The following is a 17,257-nucleotide window of genomic DNA, read 5'->3' on the forward strand; positions in this document are numbered from 1 at the left end:
GATCGGCCGCTCTCCGGCAACGCCTGCGGGAAACTGGCGACGGGCAGGGCGGCGAAGCGCGGCGGCAGCGCGGGCCGCGCCGCGCTCGCCGGCGCCGTGCCCAGCGCGAGGCCGGCCAGGTGATGGAGAAATCCCATCAGGCGCTCCCGACCATCTGCAGGTAGGCGGCGCGGCGGGTCGGCGACAGCCGCATCACCTCGGCTTCGGTCCAGCCATAGGCGCGCGCCAGGGAATCGACGTCGGCCAGCAGTCGCTCGGCCGCGCGCTGCAGCTCGAGCCACAGCGCCTCCCCGACATCGAGCGCGGCCGACCACGGGTGGCGGCAGGCCGGGCAGGCCAGCTCGAAGGAGACCAGCGCGGCCGGATCGAGCCGTTCCAGGCGCTGGCCGAGCGCCTCGATGCCGGCGTCGTCGAGTGCGGCGACGTCGAGAGGGCCGCCGATGCAGCGCCCGAGCAGATCGCTGGCGGCACTTGCCCGGTCGGTCGCGCGCGAGACGGCGGCGAGGTCCTCTACGGTAGGCGGCCGCGCCGTCAGCGTCAGGCCGTTCCAGTCGAAGGAACCGCCTGGCTCGCCCGGCAGGCGGAGATGGCCGGCGAGGGCCGGGCCGTCGATCTCGAAGTCGCACTCCGTCGCGCAGGCCGGGCAGGTGCTCTTCAGCGGCCAGCCCCGGTCGAACAGCCGGTTGCGCAGGCCGACGAGGGCGATGTTGCGGGCGCCCAGCGCGCGCGGCGCATCGTCCGCCAGCAGCGCGTCGTCGCGTCGCCAGCGATCGAGGCCGACGCCCCGTTCCCACAGGTCGAGGACCTCGCGATCGCGATCGGTCGACGCTGGCGCACGCATTCGGTCCTCGTCACGCCGGCTCGGTGAACCTCGGCTCGGCGGGTTCGGTCACGTCGAGATCGCGCTCCCAACCTTCGTTCTCGAGCTTGAGGGTCTGGATCGCCACCGCGTTGCCGTTGGCGTCGAGCTCGGGAAGCGCCTGGAATTCGGAGGCCCAGCAGCGGAACACCTTGTACGCGATCGCAAGCTGGCCGGCCTCGTTGTAGAACTCGATGATGATGTCCTTGCGGAAATCCGCCAGCGACACCTCGGAGCCCAGGCCCGACCCGAAGTTCCAAACCTTGTTGGCCCACCGCTCGAACTCGGGATCGTGCGTGACGCCGCGCTCCAGGGTGACCGCCTCGAACTTGGTGCGTCCGGGCGACTTGCGCCCGGTCGACGGGTCGCCGCCCTCGCGGTGCTCGACGACGTCGGTCGAGCGCTTGAGCGCCGAGACCTTGCTGATGCCGGCCACGTAGCGGCCGTCCCACTTCACCCGGAACTTGAAGTTCTTGTAGGGGTCGAAGCGCTGCGGATTGACGGAAAACTGCGCCATGGGAGCTTCCTTCCGACTAGGTGGCGAGATCGCCGGCGATCTGCTGGATCTTGAGGACGACGAACTCAGCGGGCTTCAGCGGCGCGAACCCGACGAAGATGTTGACGATGCCGAGGTTGATGTCGGCCTGGGTCGTCGTCTCCCTGTCGCACTTCACGAAGTAGGCCTGTCGGGGCGTCGTGCCCTGGAAGGCGCCCTGGCGGAACAGTCCCTGCAGGAAGGCGCCGATGTTCAGCCGGATCTGCGCCCATAGCGGCTCGTCGTTGGGCTCGAACACGACCCATTGCGTGCCGCGGTAGAGGCTTTCCTCGAGGAAGAGCGCCATGCGCCGCACCGGCACGTACTTCCACTCCGAGCCGCGGGCGTCGTCGCCGTCGAGCGTGCGCGCGCCCCAGCCCACGGTTCCGTAGACCGGCAGGGTGCGCAGGCAGTTCACGGCGTGCGGATTGAGCTGGCCGTTCTCGGCGTCACTCATGGTGATGGCGAGGCCCGCCGCGCCGGTCAGGGAGGCCTCCGTTCCCGCCGGGGCCTTCCACACGCCACGCGTCGCGTCGGTGCGCGCGAAGATGCCGGCCATGAAGCCGCAGGGCGGGAACGCCCGCACCGCGTTCTGCTGCAACGGATCGGGCGCCTGCACCCAGGGAAAGAACAACGCCGAGTTCTCGGCTTCCGAACCGGTCTTGCCCGTGAGCGTGGCGACCACGCCGGACACGGTGTCGAGCTCGTCGCAGTCGACGATGAGGAAGGCGCGCCGGTCGTGCACCCGTCGCTGCAGGGTCGCGATGGTGGCGGCATGGGTGAGGCCCGGCACGCAGACGATGTTGACGAGGTCGATGCGGTCGATCACGCCGCCCACGTCGAAGGCGGTGGTGAGCGCCGTCTGGAAGGCGCCGTCGGCCGGCCCGATGACTGTCCCGTCGACGCCGTTGGTGGTTGCGTTCAGCGCGACCGTGGCGTTGCCGGGGGTGGTCTCGCTGGACGTCGTCAGCCTGTCGATGAAGGCCGAGCGTCCGTTGATGACCGCCAGCACGAAGCGGGGATCCGTCCGGGTCATCGAGAGGTTGGTGAAGGTCTCCAGCACGGCGTTGTTGGCGCTCGGCTGGATGATGCTGATCGAGAACCGCGTGGCGTCGTCGGGCCGGCGTTCCAGCCTCACGCTGTACTGGTTGGCCCAGGCGCCGGCCGAGCTCGCCGGGATGTGAAGGTCGCCGATGTCGCATATGGCTGTGACGGCCGAGGCGTCGGCGATGCGCAGCACATAGGCGTCGGCGCCGCCATTGTCGTAGAAGTGGCGCACCGCGTAGCCCAGCAACGATCGCGGATCGAGGCCGTTGTAGGCGCGCTGGTAGTCGGCGAAGCTGGTCAGCCGGACGGCCCGGTCGGTCGGGCCGCGCGGCGCCCAGCCGACGAACAGGGTGATGGAGGTTGCGACACCGGTGATCGTGCGCACTCCGCTCGGAATCTCCTCGATGTAGACGCCGGGTTGAAGAAGGACTGGGGGCATGAGGACTCCTTTCCCGTCCCGTCGCCGGGTCCCGTGCGGGAGGCGTGCGACGCGCCATCGTCAGGCATCCGAAGTGTCGCACGCGCCGACGCAAAGCGAATGAACCCTCCGGTCCAAGGCCGGGTCGGCGAAAGATGCAGACCTTCGCGCCGCGCGGCGGCGTCGTGGGTCGCTTCCGGCGCGCCGCATCGCGCGCCGTCGGGAGCAGAGTCGGGGAGAAACGTCGGCGGACCGAGGGATTCCTCGGTCTAGGCCAAAGGGTCCGGACCGGGGCGCGGCGAGTCGTGAACCGCTGCGCCGCCGTTGGGGCGCAGGCGCAGCAGCTGGATGGTCTTCAGGGGCTCGTAGTGGCTGCGGCCCGATTGCGCGGCGATCTCGATCCGCCGCTGCATGTTGAGCTTGCCGAGGATGCTGTGGACGTGATTCTTCACGGTCGGGCTCTGGATGCCGAGCGCGATCGCGATCTGCTTGTTCGACAGGCCCTCGCTCACCAGCTTTGCGATCTCCTTCTCGCGTTGGGTCAGCGCATCCTTGCCCTGATCATGTGGTGGCCTGGCTGCCAGCGCGCTGACATGGCTCAACAGGAGGCCGGCGGTTCGCGGGGAGCAGACGAGCTCCCCGCGCATTGCCGAGTGCACCGCAGAGATGACGTCGCCGATCGAGCCGCCGGGAGGGACGAACCCCGACACGCCGGCTCTGGCGCATTCCATGAGCACGGGTTCGACGTCGGCGGCCCCCAGGGCCACGATCTTGGCGGACGGCATGGCCTCCCGGGCCGCCCGTGAGGCGTCGAGGCTGCCGGGCAGCGCGATGTCGAGCAGCAGCACGTCGGGGCGCAGCCGGGCGATCTCCTGCGCGGGCGTCGAGAGGTCTCCCGCGCCGACCAGGACGACGGAGGCCTGCTGCTCCAGCGCCTGGACGACTCCGTCGCGCAGCAGGCGGAACGGGCTGAGGACAAACACACGCGGCGTGCCCGCCGCGGTGCCGGATGAGGGCAGTGGCTTGCCGTTGTTGTCGATCATCGTGTTACCTCCCGAAAAGATACGCCAGGAGGCAGCCCCCTCATGACATCACTGTCATGCCAATGTCGCTCGCCCGGAGGACATGGTGCCGTCCGGTTGCTTCCGCCCCTCTTCCCCTGGCGCATCGAAGGCTCGCGGCGCCTGGGTCCGAGTCTCCTGTTCGCAGGTTGCAGGTCAATTTCAGAGCGAGGCGGCCGTTGTGATTATTCTGTGGCGTCGAACGGCAGGCGGGCGGAGCTATGCATCCGTGCATGTCGAGCGATCGCCGAAACCTTTGTCTTTGGACCGGATCGTCCCTATCATTGAGCTTCTGACCTTTGACGATCGGAGGTTGCAGCGATGTTCGCTCCCATGATTGCAAAGGCGAAGGCCGATTCCGGTCGCCGCAAGAACTTGGTTTCCGAACGCACGCGAGGACGGCAGGTCGGCCAGCCGGTGGCGTTGATGCGCACCGCCGTGCCGGCGGCCGACGTGACCGCGCGCCCATCCCCGTCGCACACGTCCCCGTCGATCCCGTCGTGGGATTTCTCGAAGGTTCCACTCTCGCAGCAGGACAGACCGTGCCCGCTGATGCGAGCCCTCGCCGCCGCGCGTGACGAAGGCGCGCCGGAGGAAGAGAACGAGGGCGCATCGTCCTGCGGTGATCGCGCCTCCGACCGGTTGGTGGCGACGGACTGCACGGGGGATGGCGGCAAGTCGTGCGGCTGCGCCAAGTGCGGCGCGGACGAATCGACCGGGGCTGTTCCGATGCAGGCCACACCGCCCGCGCACACCTTCACATTCATCTCGAGAGGGTCCTACGGGGACACGACGGCCAACTTCACCCGGCCGACCTGCTCGGCGACCGCCGCGGGCGGCGCCAGCATGACGGCCGGCAGCGCGGCGCCCACGATCCGCGTGTTCGCCAACGGGACCTACCGGGTCCGGCGGGACGATGGCGTCGAGCAGACCGCCACGTGCACGCGCCTGGCGGCGGGGCTCGCGGCCACGCGGACGCACGAGGAAAGCCATGCCAACGGCGCGCGCAACGCGGTGAATGCGGCGAACACGGCCGCCGGATTGCCGACGACCTTCGCGTCGATGGCCGACTGCTCGGCGGCCCTCGCCACCTGGAACGCGTCCGTGAACGCGGCCTGGACCAACGAAGTCACTCATGGTCCCGGCACCAATCCGCCGACGGCAGCGACCTTCGCCCAGGAACATGCCGCGGGCGGGTGCACGTTCGCCTGACGGCCGGGCGGTCCCGGCTTTCGCGAGCAGTCCTTGCCGCTCTACTGTCGATCTCAGCAATGGCATCCGTCGAGGCGCAAGTGAAAAGCGACGAGCGACCGGAGATCCGCCTGCACGCCTATGCCGAGACCGAGGCGAAGGGAAAGGGCCCGACGCTGCTGCAGGTCTACATCGTCAACCTGTCGCCGGAGCCTCTCGAGGTCCTGAACGACCTCGACAGCATCAACATGCCGCCCCGCCCGCCACGAACCGGCGAGACGATCGACGATGCCGACCTGATGCACGTCGATTTCGGAACGTCCGGAACCGGTGCATTCGTCGGGGTCGCGCCGGGTGAGGCCGTGAAGGTCACCCTGATCCTCGACGCCGAGCAGGCGGACCTGCTGGCGCGGGTCAAGGCGATGAAGACGACGGTGAAGTGGCGCCGCAAGGGCGAGCGGGCGGACGAGGTGCAGAGCGTTCTGCTGCCGGCAACGGTGCACGTCACCCGCCCCTGAACGCCACGCTGCGCTCGACCTTCGGGCGCCCTCGTATCGCGGGATCAGGCAGAAGCGCGCAGGAACACCATCTTCCGGCTGGCCGTCGCAATGAAGCCGCTCGCGCTGTCGTTGGTCGACTCGGCAATCAGATTGGCGGTGTTCGCGCGGAGCTCACCAGCCAGGCTCGGACGGCCGCAGGCCGAGCAGTACCTTCCCCGCGGACTCGTAGTGCACCGGAAATGCAGCGTTGTGCTGTATGGCGACATGAATGTCGCGGAAGTGCCGCTCAAGCGGATTGGCTGTATAGATCGCGTTGGTGCCCGCGGTATGGAAAGCGATATCCACGGCACGCAGGGACTCGTGGATCGCGTGCACTATTGCCAGCCGCGCCTGCGCTATTTCCCGAGCCGGATCGGCCGCTCGCGCGCAAAAGGCCGCCCAGACACGCGCCAGAGAATCAACCGCATAGCACCGCGCCGCATTGACGATCGCTTCGGCCTGCCCCAGTCGTTCCTGAACGAGGGGCCGGTCCCGCATCAAGACGGTAGAGCGTGTGCTGGCGTCGCGGATCGCGATCTCCATCAGAGCGTCGATGGAACCACGAGCGATGCCGAGGGCGTTGGCTGAGAAGGAAGAAAGGATCAGCGTCCACACCCCACGGGGAAGATAGACTGGGCCTTGCTCGAAAGGCATCTCGGCCATAGATCCGGTATGTGACGACGGCACGAACACATCGTCGATCACAAAATCATGGCTGCCGCTGCCGCGCATGCCGATGACCGACCATGTATCGAGGAACGTCGCGGAAGCAGCGGGCACCCACATTGCGCGAGTGACCGGCGCGCCGGTCGGTGCCAAGCGCGGCCTCTCTCCATCCATGACCAGGCTCGTGCAATACAACCAAGTGGCATTATGCAAGCCACTGGCGAAGTTCCATTGGCCTTTCACGCGATAGCCGCCGTCTACCGGCCACGCACGTCCTTGCGGACGCACCGATCCTGCTCCTCGGAGGTCGGGCGGCGTTCCGAACATCTCCCGCGCGACCTGTGGCGCGAGCCACGCTGCAAGGAGAGCGACGAAGTTCGCATTCATCACACACCAGCCGACTGACCCGTCGGCCCTCGATATCTCTTCAATGGCCTCGAACACCGCCAACGGCGACAGTTCCGGGCCGCCGAGGGACCGTGGCAAGTACATCTGATAGAGGCCCGCGTCGGCCAGAACGTCGGCTAGCGCCGGCGGAACGCAACGAAGGCGTTCGGCTTCCTCACGGGCATCGATGATCTGGGGAGCAAGCCGTCGAGCGGCGGCAGCAGCGTCAGACCCAGCGGCTTCTTCGTCCCGAAGCGTTGTCATGGTGTTGGTTCCTCCCTGATCGTCGCGAACCGAGGGTAGCAGTCCGGTATCGCCATTGGCCGCTGCATGGCTCGCATCGCAAGGTCTGAAACATCCCGCGCGGCTTTTCATTGTAACGCGGATGCGCGCGAATACTCGGGAACTTGCTAAACCCAACACAAAAGGTCCTTGTTGAGATTGGCATGGACCGCCCGCAGTGGGAGGCTTTGGAAAATCGGATGCCATGGGCGCGGCGCGATGAATTTCATTCGACGCCCGCTTCCCGGACGGGCACGGCGGTCCCCTTCAGGCCGGCGCCAGCCGAGTGGATCCGGGGGAGGGCTGGAAGAGGCCGTGCGGAGGGTCGCTGCGGCCAAACGGGAGACGGTGCAGCCGAAGACGAATCGGCCCGAGACGGGGTGCGCCAGGGGCCGCTCCACCCCATGTAGCGTCACCACGAACGGCGCGGGCCACAGCGCGTCGTGCATCCTGTAGCTCGCCCCGTCGTTGGACATAGCCCTAGTGTCGACCTGAATCGCCACTTCAAGTACACTTGCTACGACCTTGTAAGCCGGAGTCTTTGCGATGCCGCGTTCCTCGTGGAAGGGCTACCTCAAGCTGTCGCTCGTCTCGTGCGCGGTGGCGCTCTACAACGCGACCTCGGCGTCGGAGCGGGTGGCCTTCAACACGCTGAACCGCAAGACCGGCAACCGGCTGAAACAGAATCTGGTCGACAGCGTCTCCGGCGACCCGGTCGACACGGCCGATCGGGTCAAGGGCTACCAGGTCGCCAAGGGCCAGTACGTCATGGTCGAGGACGACGAGCTCGAGGCGGTGAAGCTCGAGAGCACCAAGACGATCGAGATTGAGACCTTTGTGCCGGCTGCCGAGATCGACGATGTCTATCTCGACAATCCCTACTATCTCGCGCCCGATGACAAGGTGGCCGAAGAAGCCTTCGCCGTCATCCGCGAGGCGATGACGCGCAAGAAGATGGTCGGCATCGGCCGCATCGTGCTGGCGCGTCGCGAGCGCATGCTGATGCTGCAGCCGCGCGGGAAGGGCATGCAGGCGACGACGCTGCGCTATCCCTACGAGGTGCGCCAGGACGGCGAGATCTTCGGGGAGATCGGCGACGTCAAGCTGCCGGCGGAGATGCTCGACATCGCCCAGGAGATCATCAACCGCATGTCGGGGCACTTCCAGCCCGACCGGTTCTCCGATCGCTACGAGGAGGCGGTCGTCGCCCTGCTGCGCGCCAAGCAGGCCGGCGAGAGCTTCGTGGTGCCCGAACCCAGCCAGCCCGCCAACGTCGTCAACATCATGGACGCGCTGAAGAAGAGCCTGGAGGCGGCGGGCGGCGAGGGCGCGCTGCGCCGGCCGCGTGCGCCGTCGAAGAAGGCCGCAGAGGCGCCGGCCAAGGGCACGGCGCGCAAGCCGACGGCGAAGAAGGCGCCCGCGCGCAAGGCGGCGCGCGGATAGCGGGAGACGGCGCTGTCTCCCCCCGGCGACCTCGCGGGGCAGACCCTTTTCCTCGTCGGCCGCATCCAGGGCCTGACGCGCCGGCGCCTCGAGCAGCTCGTGCGGGCACGGGGAGGCAGGCTCGCCACCCGTCCGGCCCGTGGCGTCACCCTGGTCGCCCTCGGCCATTCCGCCGCCGCGCGCGCGCTCGACGACGGGCGGGTCAGCCTGCCGGCGGGCCTGCCGGCCCGCGCCCCCATGATCGGCGAGAACGTGCTGCGCCGCGCTCTCGGGCTGCTCGGTCCGCCGGAGCCGGTGGACCGCAGCATGGCGGCGGCGGACATCGAACGGCTGGCCGGTCTCACGCCCAACCTCCTGTCCTGCCTGGTCCTGTTCGACGTGCTGGAGCCGGTCGGCCGGGAACGCCTGGAGTGGCGCTTCGCGTGGCGCGACCTGGTGGCGGCGCGCGAGGCGGCGCGGCTGCTGAAGCGCGGCGTGCCGATCGGCGACGTGCTGGAGGCGGCGATCACGCTGCGCCGGCGAGGGGCGCACCTGGCCGAGGCGCGGCTGACCGAAGGGCCGACGGGCGAGCTGCTGCGCGACGTGGCAGGCCAGCTCGCCGAGCTTTCGGGACAGCTCACCTTCTCGCTGGGACAGAAGCCGCGCACCGTCGACGATCTCGTGGCCGAGGCGGAGGAGGCCGAGGACCGCGGCGACCACGCCACGGCCGAGAGCCTCTATGCCACGGCAATGCGTGCCGACACGGCCGACCCGGTGCTGCCCTTCAACCTCGGCAACGTCTTCCAGGCGCAGGGCCGCGCGCCGGAGGCGAAGGTGGCGTGGCAGATCGCCGTGGCGCGCGATCCCGCTTTCGCCGAGGCCTGGTACAATCTCGCGCTGGCGGCCGAGGACGAGCAGCAGACCGACCTCGCGGCCGCGCAGTATCGCCGCGCCACCCGGGCCCAGCCCGACTATGCCGATGCCCAGTTCAACCTGGCGCTGCTGCTGACCAAGCTGGAGCGCTGCGAGGAGGCGCTGGCGGCCTGGGAACGCTTCGTCGCCCTCGAGCCCGGCGGAAAGCATGCCGCGACTGCCCAGAAGGCGATCGCTCTCTGCCGCCTGCGGATCCAGCAGGACAAGGCGCGGGCCGGCTGATCCTGCGACAACGCGTGGGCTAGCGCGGCTGCAGCGCCGGCGGGTGCAGGCCATCTTGCTCGATTGCGTCGAGCACTTCGCGCCTGGTGAATTGCCGTTTGGGGTTGCCGCGGATTCCGGTGTCGGCGAGCGGATCGCCGGACGGGATCTGGGCGATCTGCGCGGCGTGAGTCGGGATCCTGGCCTGGAGACAGTCGAGGAAGCCGCGGTCGTCGAACCGGATGAGCTGCATGAACTTCAGGACGCAGGCGATCGCTTCCTCACGGTCCACGTCGAGTTCGCCGTCGTGGGGAACCTCGACGATGCGTCCCTGGATGGGTCGATAAAAGACACCGCTCGTCTCGTTGAGGCCGAGCCGGCCGCCCAGGCCCAGCCGGCGGATGGTGCGGGTGGCGATGCGGCGGACCGCCGGCAAGGTTCCCAGCGATCGCTTTATGGCCTGGTTGATCATCCGGCGGTCGGCGCTCCACAGCGCCAGGGTCGCGGTCAGGGCAGGGGGATGAAAGACGAGATGCGGCGTGTGTGAATCGACGAACATCACCTGATCGGAGGAGTGCCGTGTCAGGCTGTCGACGCGCAGATGGGGGACCCCGTCGGTGCGGTCCCGATGAGAGCCCCGCTCGAACTGGATCGTGTCGTAGGCGCCCAGGATGATGCCGGTCGAGAGAAGCCGCCAGCCATGGTGATGGATATAATCCGCGGCGACATCGGGCGTCCGATCGCGGAGCGGTGGAAAGAGGTTGATGACGAGGGAAATGTCGCCGCTTTCGAAGATCGGCAGGCTGAGGACTGCGACGCAGGCGAGGAATTCGGACCTGATGATCGCCTGGCGCAGTGCGTCGTGAAGGAACTCGCGGTCGGTGCACAGCCTTGCGATCAGCGGCCCGATCGCCGCGTGGACGGCGTAGCGGTCCGCCGACCGGTGGAAGAAATCGTAGATTTGCCGACATGCGTCGTCGCATCGCATGCGCAGCCGCCTCCACCTCAAGAAGGAGATTTTGCGGCTGCGTCTGCGTGCCGGCACCTGCCCCTGCGTGACCCGGCGGCAACCCCGTCGAGGGTCCGCCAAATACAATCCGCTCCGGGACGAAAGGCGTGAGGGCGTTCGGCTCGGCTACTTCAGTGCCGCGCCGGCCGGGGGGCCGCCCTCGAGATACCGGGTCGCGAGATGGGCGCCCTGGCGCGGCAGGAAGGCGATGAAGCGCGCGCCCTCGGGGCTGACTACGGTGAACGCGTGCGGTGTGCGGGCGGGAATGGAGATCGTCTGGTCCTTGCCGACCAGGAAGCGCTGGTCGCCGATCCGGAGATCGAGCGTGCCGTCGAGGACGACGATCACCTCGTCCACCTCCTCGTGGAAGTGCAGCGGCGCGCCGGCGCCCTTTTCCAGGATGCCGAGGCTCGAGCTCACCGAGACGCCTTCGGCCTCGCCGGCCAGCACGTAGTTGCGATAGCCCGGCCGCCACGGGATCTCCCGGGCCTCGGCATTCTTCACCACCGGCATCCTGGCCTCCTGTGATACGCAGGGAGCGCCAGTATAGTCGCGACGCGAGGAGGCGCCCATGGAAACGGCCAAGATGACCGGAGTCGACCCCGACCTGCAGAAGATCCTGCCGCTGCTGCCGCTCCGGGACGCCGCGACCCTGACGCCGGCCCGGGCGCGGGCCGAGCTGGTGGCGCTGGCCGAGTCGCGCAAGGACGTGCCGTTGCCCGAGGTCGCGTCGGTCGAGGACATCATGGTCGACGGCGCGGCCGGTCCGATCCCGGCGCGGCGCTATGCGACGGGGCGGCGGCCGGCCCCGACGGTGGTGTATTTCCACGGCGGCGGCTGGGTGGCGGGCGACCTCACCACCCATGAGCGCCAGGCGCGCACGCTGGCGCTGGAACTCGACGGCGTGGTGGTGAGCGTCGACTATCGCCGGCCGCCGGAGACGCCATTCCCCGGCGCCTACGAGGATTGCCTGGCGGCAGTGAAGTGGGCGGCGGCCAAGATCGGCACGCTGGGCGGTGATGCGGCGCGGCTCGGCGTGGCGGGCGACAGTGCCGGCGCCAATCTTGCCGCCGCCGTGGCGCAGGGCTGCCGCGCCGGAGGCCCGCCGATCAGGGCACAGCTGCTGGTCTATCCGGCGACCGACCTCGCCGGCCGCTACGGCGTGGAGGCCGAGAACGCGAAGTTCCCCTCGCGCCAGCAGAATGCCGACGGCTACTTTCTGACCGGCGGCGCCATGCGCTTCTTCGCGGGGCACTATCTGCCGCGACCGCAGGACGGCGAGGATCCACGCGCCTCGCCGCTGCGCGGCACGCTGGCCGGGCTGCCCACCGCCGTCATTTGCACGGCGGAGTTCGATCCCCTGCGCGACGAGGGCGAGGCCTATGCCGAAGCGCTCAAGCGGGCCGGCGTCAGGGTCGCCTACTTCCGAGAGCCCGGCATGGTGCACGGCTATTTCGGCATGGGCGGCGCCTCGCCGGCGGCCGACGCCGCGCGCCAGCGCGCGACGGCGGCGTTCCGCGAGATGCTGGGGTGACCTTCATTGCCTCCCCAAGCCTCGCTTGGGGAGGAGATTCAAGTCTCAGCGATCCAGGTCTTCCCGGCAGCGCGGTCGGCGTTGTCGAACAGCCGTAAACGGCGAGAACATCGTGACGGCCGTGCGCAGCCAGGCGCTTTCGGTGACGACGGCGATGCGCGGAAAATCCCGCCAGTGGCTCAGTCCGAAGGAAGTGTCCGCCCACACGGCTTCGAGTGCGCAGCCGGTGAAGTCGGGGCCGGCGACGTGGAGCATCTTGACCGGTCCTCGGGCGAGCTTCGCCTCGGCGGCGGGAATCAGCACGTCGCGATAGTCCTGCGGTGTGACCGTGCCGGAAGCTTCGACTCCCAGGACGTCGGGCGGCAGGCCTTCGATCAGCGTCAGCATGGTGTTCGTCCCATTTCGACCGTGCGTGGCGGGAGTTCTACGCGGTCGGCTGGGCGAAGCGCACCCCGGAGCTGGCGCGCTTCTCTTCGTCATCAATGCCCTGCGACGCGACAACTGCCGGTTGGTCGAGCGCATCGCCTTCCCGACCCGGCCGCGCTAGGCTGCGTCCAAACGGCGACCGGCCGGAGCCGGCCGGGTCAGCTCAAGGGGACATCATCGATGACCTTGTTGGGAGTGGTGGGCACCGACCGGCTCGCCAAGCTGCGCGACGGCATCATCGCCGCCGGTACCATCACCTATCTGACCGGGTTCCTGGTGGTCGCGTCCTATTCGACCTGGCAGGGCTTTGGCCTGACGAAAGTCCTCGACGCGCAGTACATCGTCGCCGGCCTTCTGCCGGCACTGATGCTGTTCGTGACGTTCCAGCTGCTGTGGGCTGCGAAGCGGACGGTGGACGGGTTGCGCGTCGACGTCCTGGATGTCTACTCGAAATCGGTCCTCCAGCTCGCCGCCGGCGGGCCGACCTGGCGATTGCGACTGGCGGACGCCATGCTGCCCCTGCTTGCAGTCACCTGGGTTCTGCTCAGGACCTGGCTGTTCAGACTCTCGCTCGGCGTCTTCATCGGCGGACTCTATGCCTCGCAGATCGATGCCCTGGTCACCAGGTCCAGGTATCAGGAGATCACGTTCGGCATGGGCTTCGTCGCCTTCATCGCCCTGAGCGTGGCGGGCGTTGCGCTCGGCTTCGGGCTGCTCAACCTGGTCAAGGACCTCAAGGCCGGCCCCAGCACGGGCGTCTCGGTGGCGCGCTGGGCGGCGATGATCTATCTGCTGCCAATTCCTCTGATTCTGGGCATCGCGCTGATCGCGCTGGCCCAGGTCTATGTCACCAGGATCTTTCCTCTGGTGCCGATCGAGTTCGGCGGTGCGGCGCCGCGATGCGTCCTGGTGGCCGCGAAGGAAAATACCTGGCTGACGAGGAAGGCCGCGGACAAGAAGGAGGGCGTGACCCTGGTCCCGCTCACCCTGCAGCTTCCCAGCGATCCCTACGTCTTCACCGATGACGACAACCATATCTGGCAGATCGCCCGCGACCAGGTCCTGGCCATGAGGAACTGCCAGCCGGCAAGCAATCCCGGAAGCTGACCTCCGAGCGGATCGACCATATTGCCTGGTCCGAGCTAGGCCCGCGCGAAGCGCAGTGCCGAGCGCGCCTTCGCCTTCGCGGCCTCGACGTCGCGGTCGCGCGGCGGCGCCGTGGTGACCAGCGAGTGGATCAGGTGACGTGCGGTGTGGGCGACCTCGTCGACGGCGCGGTCGAAGGCTTCCTCGTTGGCCTTCGACGGCCGGTTGAAGCCGGAGAGCTTGCGCACGAATTGCAGCGCCGAGGCGCGGATTTCCGCCTCGGTCGCCGGCGGCTTGAAATTGTGGAGGTTCCTGATGTTGCGGCACATGGGGCGACTCCGGAGAACGGGGTGAGACCTGTCATGTTCCTCTCTCCCGGGGAGAGGCGCATGATCGCGGAAGTCTGATACCTTGGGCATCGTGGCCAAGCCGCTCGACACCTACAACGCCAAGCGCGATTTCTCCAGGACGCCTGAGCCGCCGGGTGAGGCGGCGACGACGGCGGGCAACAGCTACGTCATCCAGAAGCACGCGGCGCGGCGGATGCACTACGACTTCCGGCTCGAGCTCGATGGCGTCCTGAAGAGCTGGGCCGTGCCGGAAGGGCCGAGCCTGGTCGCCGGCAAGAAGCGGCTGGCGGTGGAGACGGAGGACCACCCCCTGGCCTATGGCGCCTTCGAGGGCGTGATTCCCGAGGGCCAGTATGGGAGCGGCACGGTGATGATCTGGGATCGCGGTACCTGGACGCCCGACTTCGATCCCGCCTTCGGCTATCGCAAGGGCCATCTCAAGTTCCATCTCGACGGCGCCAAGCTCGGCGGCCAGTGGCACCTCGTGCGCATGAAGCGCAAGCCGCGCGAGAAGCATGATTCGTGGCTGCTGTTCAAGTCCGAGGACGGCGCCGCCAGGCCGCAGGAAGCGCCGGACATCCTGGTCGAGAGGCCGAACTCGGCGGCGACCGGACGCTCGATCGAGGCGATCGCGCGCGAGCAGGACCGCCAATGGTCGCCGGGCACCGGCGAGACGACGCTGCCTCCGAAGAAGAAGAGGCGACGCAAGGCTGTCGTCGATGTGTCGGCGATAGCCAAGGCCAGAGCGGCGGCGCTGCCGGGCTACATCGAGCCGATGCTTGCGACCGCGACCGAGACGGCGCCGTCGGGCACCGGCTGGCTGCACGAGATCAAGCACGACGGCTATCGCCTGCAGGCCCATCTGGAGAAGGGCAGTGTCAAGCTGTTCAGCCGCCAGGGGCTCGACTGGACCGAGCGCTTTCCCGTCATCGAGCATGCGCTCAGCGAGGTTCCGGCCAAGGTGGCAATCATCGACGGCGAGGTCGTCGTGCAGACGGCCACCGGCGTGGCGAGCTTCCCCATGCTGGTCGATGCGCTGAAGACCGGCGGCGGCGACATGCAATTCTACGGATTCGACCTGCTCTACCTCGACGGTTACGACCTGCGCGAGGCGCCGTTGACGGCCCGCAAGGCGGCGCTGGAGACGCTGCTCGGCGGGCTGGGCCACCGCGTCCGCTACAGCGAGCACATCGCGGGCGACGGTGCGGCGGTGTTCCGGCATGCCAGCCGGCTGGGCCTCGAAGGCATCATCTCCAAGCGCGCCGGCGATCCGTACCGGTCGGGGCGGTCGAAGGGCTGGCTCAAGGTGAAGGCGAGCCAGAGCGATCCCTTCATCATCGCGGGCTTCGTGCCCTCGACCGTCGATGCCCGCGCCGTGGGCGCGCTGGTGCTGGGCGAGTATGCCGGAAAGGCGCTGGTGCCGGTCGGCCATTGCGGCTCCGGTTTCTCGGCGGCCAGTGCCCGCGACCTGTGGCAGCGGCTCGATCCGCTGCGCACGAGGACCCCGCCGCTCAAGGACGAGACCGCGCCGCCCAAGGGCGTGCGCTGGGTGGAGCCGGTGCTGTCGGCCGAGATCGAGTATCGCGGGCGGACCGGCGGCGGCCTGATCCGCCATGCCGTGTTCCGCGAGATCACCGAAGACCGTCGTCCCGGCCGAAGCGAAGCGGAGCGGAGGGACCCTGTCGCAACGAAAGGCGGCAAGTCGCAGAGAGAAGGTCCCTCCGCTTCGCGCTCCGCGCTTCGGTCGGGACGACAGGAAGCGGCGTTAGTGGCCCGCCTCACCAATCCGGGCCGGCTCCTGTGGCCGGCGCAGGGTATCACCAAGCAGGGCTTGGCCGAGTTCCACGCCGGGATCGCCGCCTGGATCCTGCCGCATGTCGCCGGCCGGCCGCTCAGCCTGCTGCGTCATCCCGAGGGGGTGACGCACAAGGGCTTCTTCCAGAAGCATGCCTGGGCCGGGCTGGGCGACGCGGTGCGCCGCGTCGCGGTGCCGGGGGACGAGCAGCCCATGCTGGTGATCGACGATCTCGCGGGACTGCTTGAACTCGTCCAGGCGAGCGTGCTGGAGATCCATCCCTGGGGCGCGCGCGCGGAGGCGCCCGACCGGCCCGACCACGTCACCATCGACCTCGATCCCGGCGACAATGTGCCGTGGCAACGCGTGATCGATGCGGCTCACGATGTCCGGCGCCGGCTCGCGGCGCTGAACATCGAGAGCTTCGTCAAGACCACCGGCGGCAAGGGTCTGCATGTCGTGTTCCCGCTGGCGCCGCGCGACGGCTGGGACCGGGTCAAGGAGTTCGCGCGGTCGATTGCGACGGCAATGGCGGCCGACCGCCCCGACCTCTACACCGACACGATGTCGAAGAGCGGTCGGCGCGGTCGCATCTTCGTCGACTACCTGCGCAACGGGCTGGGCGCCACCGCGGTCGGCGCCTACTCGCCGCGGGCGCGCGAGGGCGCACCGGTGTCGGTGCCGCTGGCCTGGGACGAGCTGGGCGAAAGCATCCGCTCGAACCACTTCACGGTGCTGAACCTGCCCAATCGACTGGCTTTCCTCGACCGCGATCCGTGGGACGGCTTCCTCGATCTGTCGCAGACCCTACCCGGCCCGCCGACCGGGGATCGGCCGGACCGTGCGACGCTCGCCGCCCACTGGAAAAAGGTCGGGCCGGACGCGCTCGCGCATCTCGCGCGGCGGCCGCTCGACCTGCGGCCGCTCGACGACGGAGCCAGGCCGCCGCGGGCGGTCCGGCGCGTGCGCGTCGCGCGCGGGCATCGCTACTGGATCGACAGCATCGACGGCCTGCTGGGTCTGGTCGACATGGGCGCGGTCGAGATCGCGCCGTGGATCGCCACCGTCGACGACCTCGAGCGGCCCGACCGGCTGGTGTTCGCGATCGGCGACGAGGGGGGAGGAGACGACAAAAAACCTGGTGACGGATGGGCCCGTGCCGTCGACACGGCACAGCGCCTGAAGAGGCTGCTGGCGGAGGAAGGGCTGGAGGGCTGGGCGCTTCTCACCGGGACGCCGGTGCTGCAGGTCGTCGTGCCGATCGAGCCCGACCTCGATGCGGGCGAGGCCCATCGTTACGCCAAGGCCCTCGCCGGCCGGCTGCCCAACGAACGGGTCGACGCCAGCCTGAGCGCGCCGGGCGCGGCGGCGATCGGCGCCTACTCGCCGCGCCTGCGAGCAGGCTTCCCCGTGGCGATGCCGGTCGAGTGGCCGGCACTGGCGCATCTGTCGCCCGATTCCTTCACGTTCGGCGGCGTACGCGCGCGACGCAGGCGGTCCTGACCGCCGCGCAGGA

Annotated in this window: 16 protein-coding genes; 7 read left to right on the top strand and 9 right to left on the bottom strand. The window is 68.8% G+C overall.

The window, feature by feature from the left end; all coding sequences use genetic code 11:
• Positions 1-136: 136 nt before the first annotated feature.
• The 4 genes from ACO073_RS31100 to ACO073_RS31115 form a co-directional block, all read right to left on the bottom strand.
• The gene (locus ACO073_RS31100; protein ID WP_422003445.1) at positions 137-841 is read right to left on the bottom strand and encodes a hypothetical protein; all 705 of its coding nucleotides are present in this window, start codon (positions 839-841) and stop codon (positions 137-139) included.
• A 10-nt stretch (positions 842-851) separates the two neighbouring features.
• Positions 852-1,376, bottom strand: a complete 525-nt coding sequence (locus ACO073_RS31105) for a phage tail protein (protein WP_422003446.1) — start codon at positions 1,374-1,376, stop codon at positions 852-854.
• Positions 1,377-1,392: 16 nt separating this feature from the next.
• Positions 1,393-2,880, bottom strand: a complete 1,488-nt coding sequence (locus ACO073_RS31110; protein WP_422003447.1) for a phage tail sheath family protein — start codon at positions 2,878-2,880, stop codon at positions 1,393-1,395.
• A gap of 248 nt (positions 2,881-3,128) precedes the next feature.
• Positions 3,129-3,902 (bottom strand): LuxR C-terminal-related transcriptional regulator, encoded by a 774-nt coding sequence (locus ACO073_RS31115; protein ID WP_422003449.1) that lies wholly within the window; start codon positions 3,900-3,902, stop codon positions 3,129-3,131.
• 351 nt (positions 3,903-4,253) lie between these two features.
• Between ACO073_RS31115 and ACO073_RS31120 the strand changes: the two genes are divergently transcribed.
• Together ACO073_RS31120 and ACO073_RS31125 are read left to right on the top strand one after the other, a co-directional pair.
• A complete protein-coding gene (locus ACO073_RS31120) occupies positions 4,254-5,132 on the top strand; it encodes a hypothetical protein (RefSeq protein WP_422003450.1) in 879 nt (292 codons plus the stop codon).
• Positions 5,133-5,212: 80 nt separating this feature from the next.
• Positions 5,213-5,629, top strand: a complete 417-nt coding sequence (locus ACO073_RS31125; protein WP_422003451.1) for a hypothetical protein — start codon at positions 5,213-5,215, stop codon at positions 5,627-5,629.
• A 153-nt stretch (positions 5,630-5,782) separates the two neighbouring features.
• Here ACO073_RS31125 and ACO073_RS31130 read toward each other — a convergent pair whose 3' ends face one another.
• Complete coding sequence (locus ACO073_RS31130; RefSeq protein WP_422003453.1) at positions 5,783-6,967, bottom strand: acyl-CoA dehydrogenase family protein; 1,185 nt, start codon at positions 6,965-6,967, stop codon at positions 5,783-5,785.
• A gap of 564 nt (positions 6,968-7,531) precedes the next feature.
• Here ACO073_RS31130 and ACO073_RS31135 point away from each other — a divergent pair.
• Both ACO073_RS31135 and ACO073_RS31140 read left to right on the top strand, forming a co-directional pair.
• Positions 7,532-8,428, top strand: a complete 897-nt coding sequence (locus ACO073_RS31135; RefSeq protein ID WP_422003455.1) for a Ku protein — start codon at positions 7,532-7,534, stop codon at positions 8,426-8,428.
• A 99-nt stretch (positions 8,429-8,527) separates the two neighbouring features.
• Positions 8,528-9,562: a tetratricopeptide repeat protein gene (locus ACO073_RS31140; RefSeq protein ID WP_422003457.1), complete on the top strand. Its 1,035-nt coding sequence runs from the start codon at positions 8,528-8,530 to the stop codon at positions 9,560-9,562.
• 19 nt (positions 9,563-9,581) lie between these two features.
• On the opposite strand, the gene ACO073_RS31145 is transcribed toward ACO073_RS31140, so the two are convergent.
• Positions 9,582-10,586, bottom strand: coding sequence for a hypothetical protein (locus ACO073_RS31145; protein ID WP_422003459.1), 1,005 nt, complete (start codon positions 10,584-10,586; stop codon positions 9,582-9,584).
• Between the two features lie 90 nt (positions 10,587-10,676).
• Positions 10,677-11,063, bottom strand: a complete 387-nt coding sequence (locus tag ACO073_RS31150; RefSeq protein ID WP_422003461.1) for a cupin domain-containing protein — start codon at positions 11,061-11,063, stop codon at positions 10,677-10,679.
• A 58-nt stretch (positions 11,064-11,121) separates the two neighbouring features.
• Between ACO073_RS31150 and ACO073_RS31155 the strand changes: the two genes are divergently transcribed.
• On the top strand, positions 11,122-12,084 hold the full coding sequence (locus ACO073_RS31155) for an alpha/beta hydrolase (RefSeq protein WP_422003462.1): 963 nt from the start codon (positions 11,122-11,124) through the stop codon (positions 12,082-12,084).
• A gap of 45 nt (positions 12,085-12,129) precedes the next feature.
• Here ACO073_RS31155 and ACO073_RS31160 read toward each other — a convergent pair whose 3' ends face one another.
• Positions 12,130-12,471: an STAS/SEC14 domain-containing protein gene (locus ACO073_RS31160; RefSeq protein WP_422003464.1), complete on the bottom strand. Its 342-nt coding sequence runs from the start codon at positions 12,469-12,471 to the stop codon at positions 12,130-12,132.
• 219 nt (positions 12,472-12,690) lie between these two features.
• On the opposite strand from ACO073_RS31160, the gene ACO073_RS31165 reads away from it, so the two are divergent.
• A complete protein-coding gene (locus ACO073_RS31165; RefSeq protein WP_422003466.1) occupies positions 12,691-13,617 on the top strand; it encodes a hypothetical protein in 927 nt (308 codons plus the stop codon).
• Positions 13,618-13,652: 35 nt separating this feature from the next.
• Here the strand turns inward: ACO073_RS31165 and ACO073_RS31170 are convergent, their stop codons facing one another.
• Complete coding sequence (locus tag ACO073_RS31170) at positions 13,653-13,925, bottom strand: DUF2277 domain-containing protein (protein ID WP_422003468.1); 273 nt, start codon at positions 13,923-13,925, stop codon at positions 13,653-13,655.
• Between the two features lie 91 nt (positions 13,926-14,016).
• On the opposite strand from ACO073_RS31170, the gene ligD reads away from it, so the two are divergent.
• Positions 14,017-17,244 carry a DNA ligase D gene (ligD, locus tag ACO073_RS31175; protein ID WP_422003470.1) on the top strand — a complete coding sequence of 1,076 codons (3,228 nt, stop codon included), beginning with the start codon at positions 14,017-14,019 and terminating at the stop codon, positions 17,242-17,244.
• The last annotated feature ends 13 nt before the right edge of the window (positions 17,245-17,257 follow it).

The organism is Reyranella sp. (genome assembly GCF_965229815.1).
Lineage (GTDB): Bacteria > Pseudomonadota > Alphaproteobacteria > Reyranellales > Reyranellaceae > Reyranella.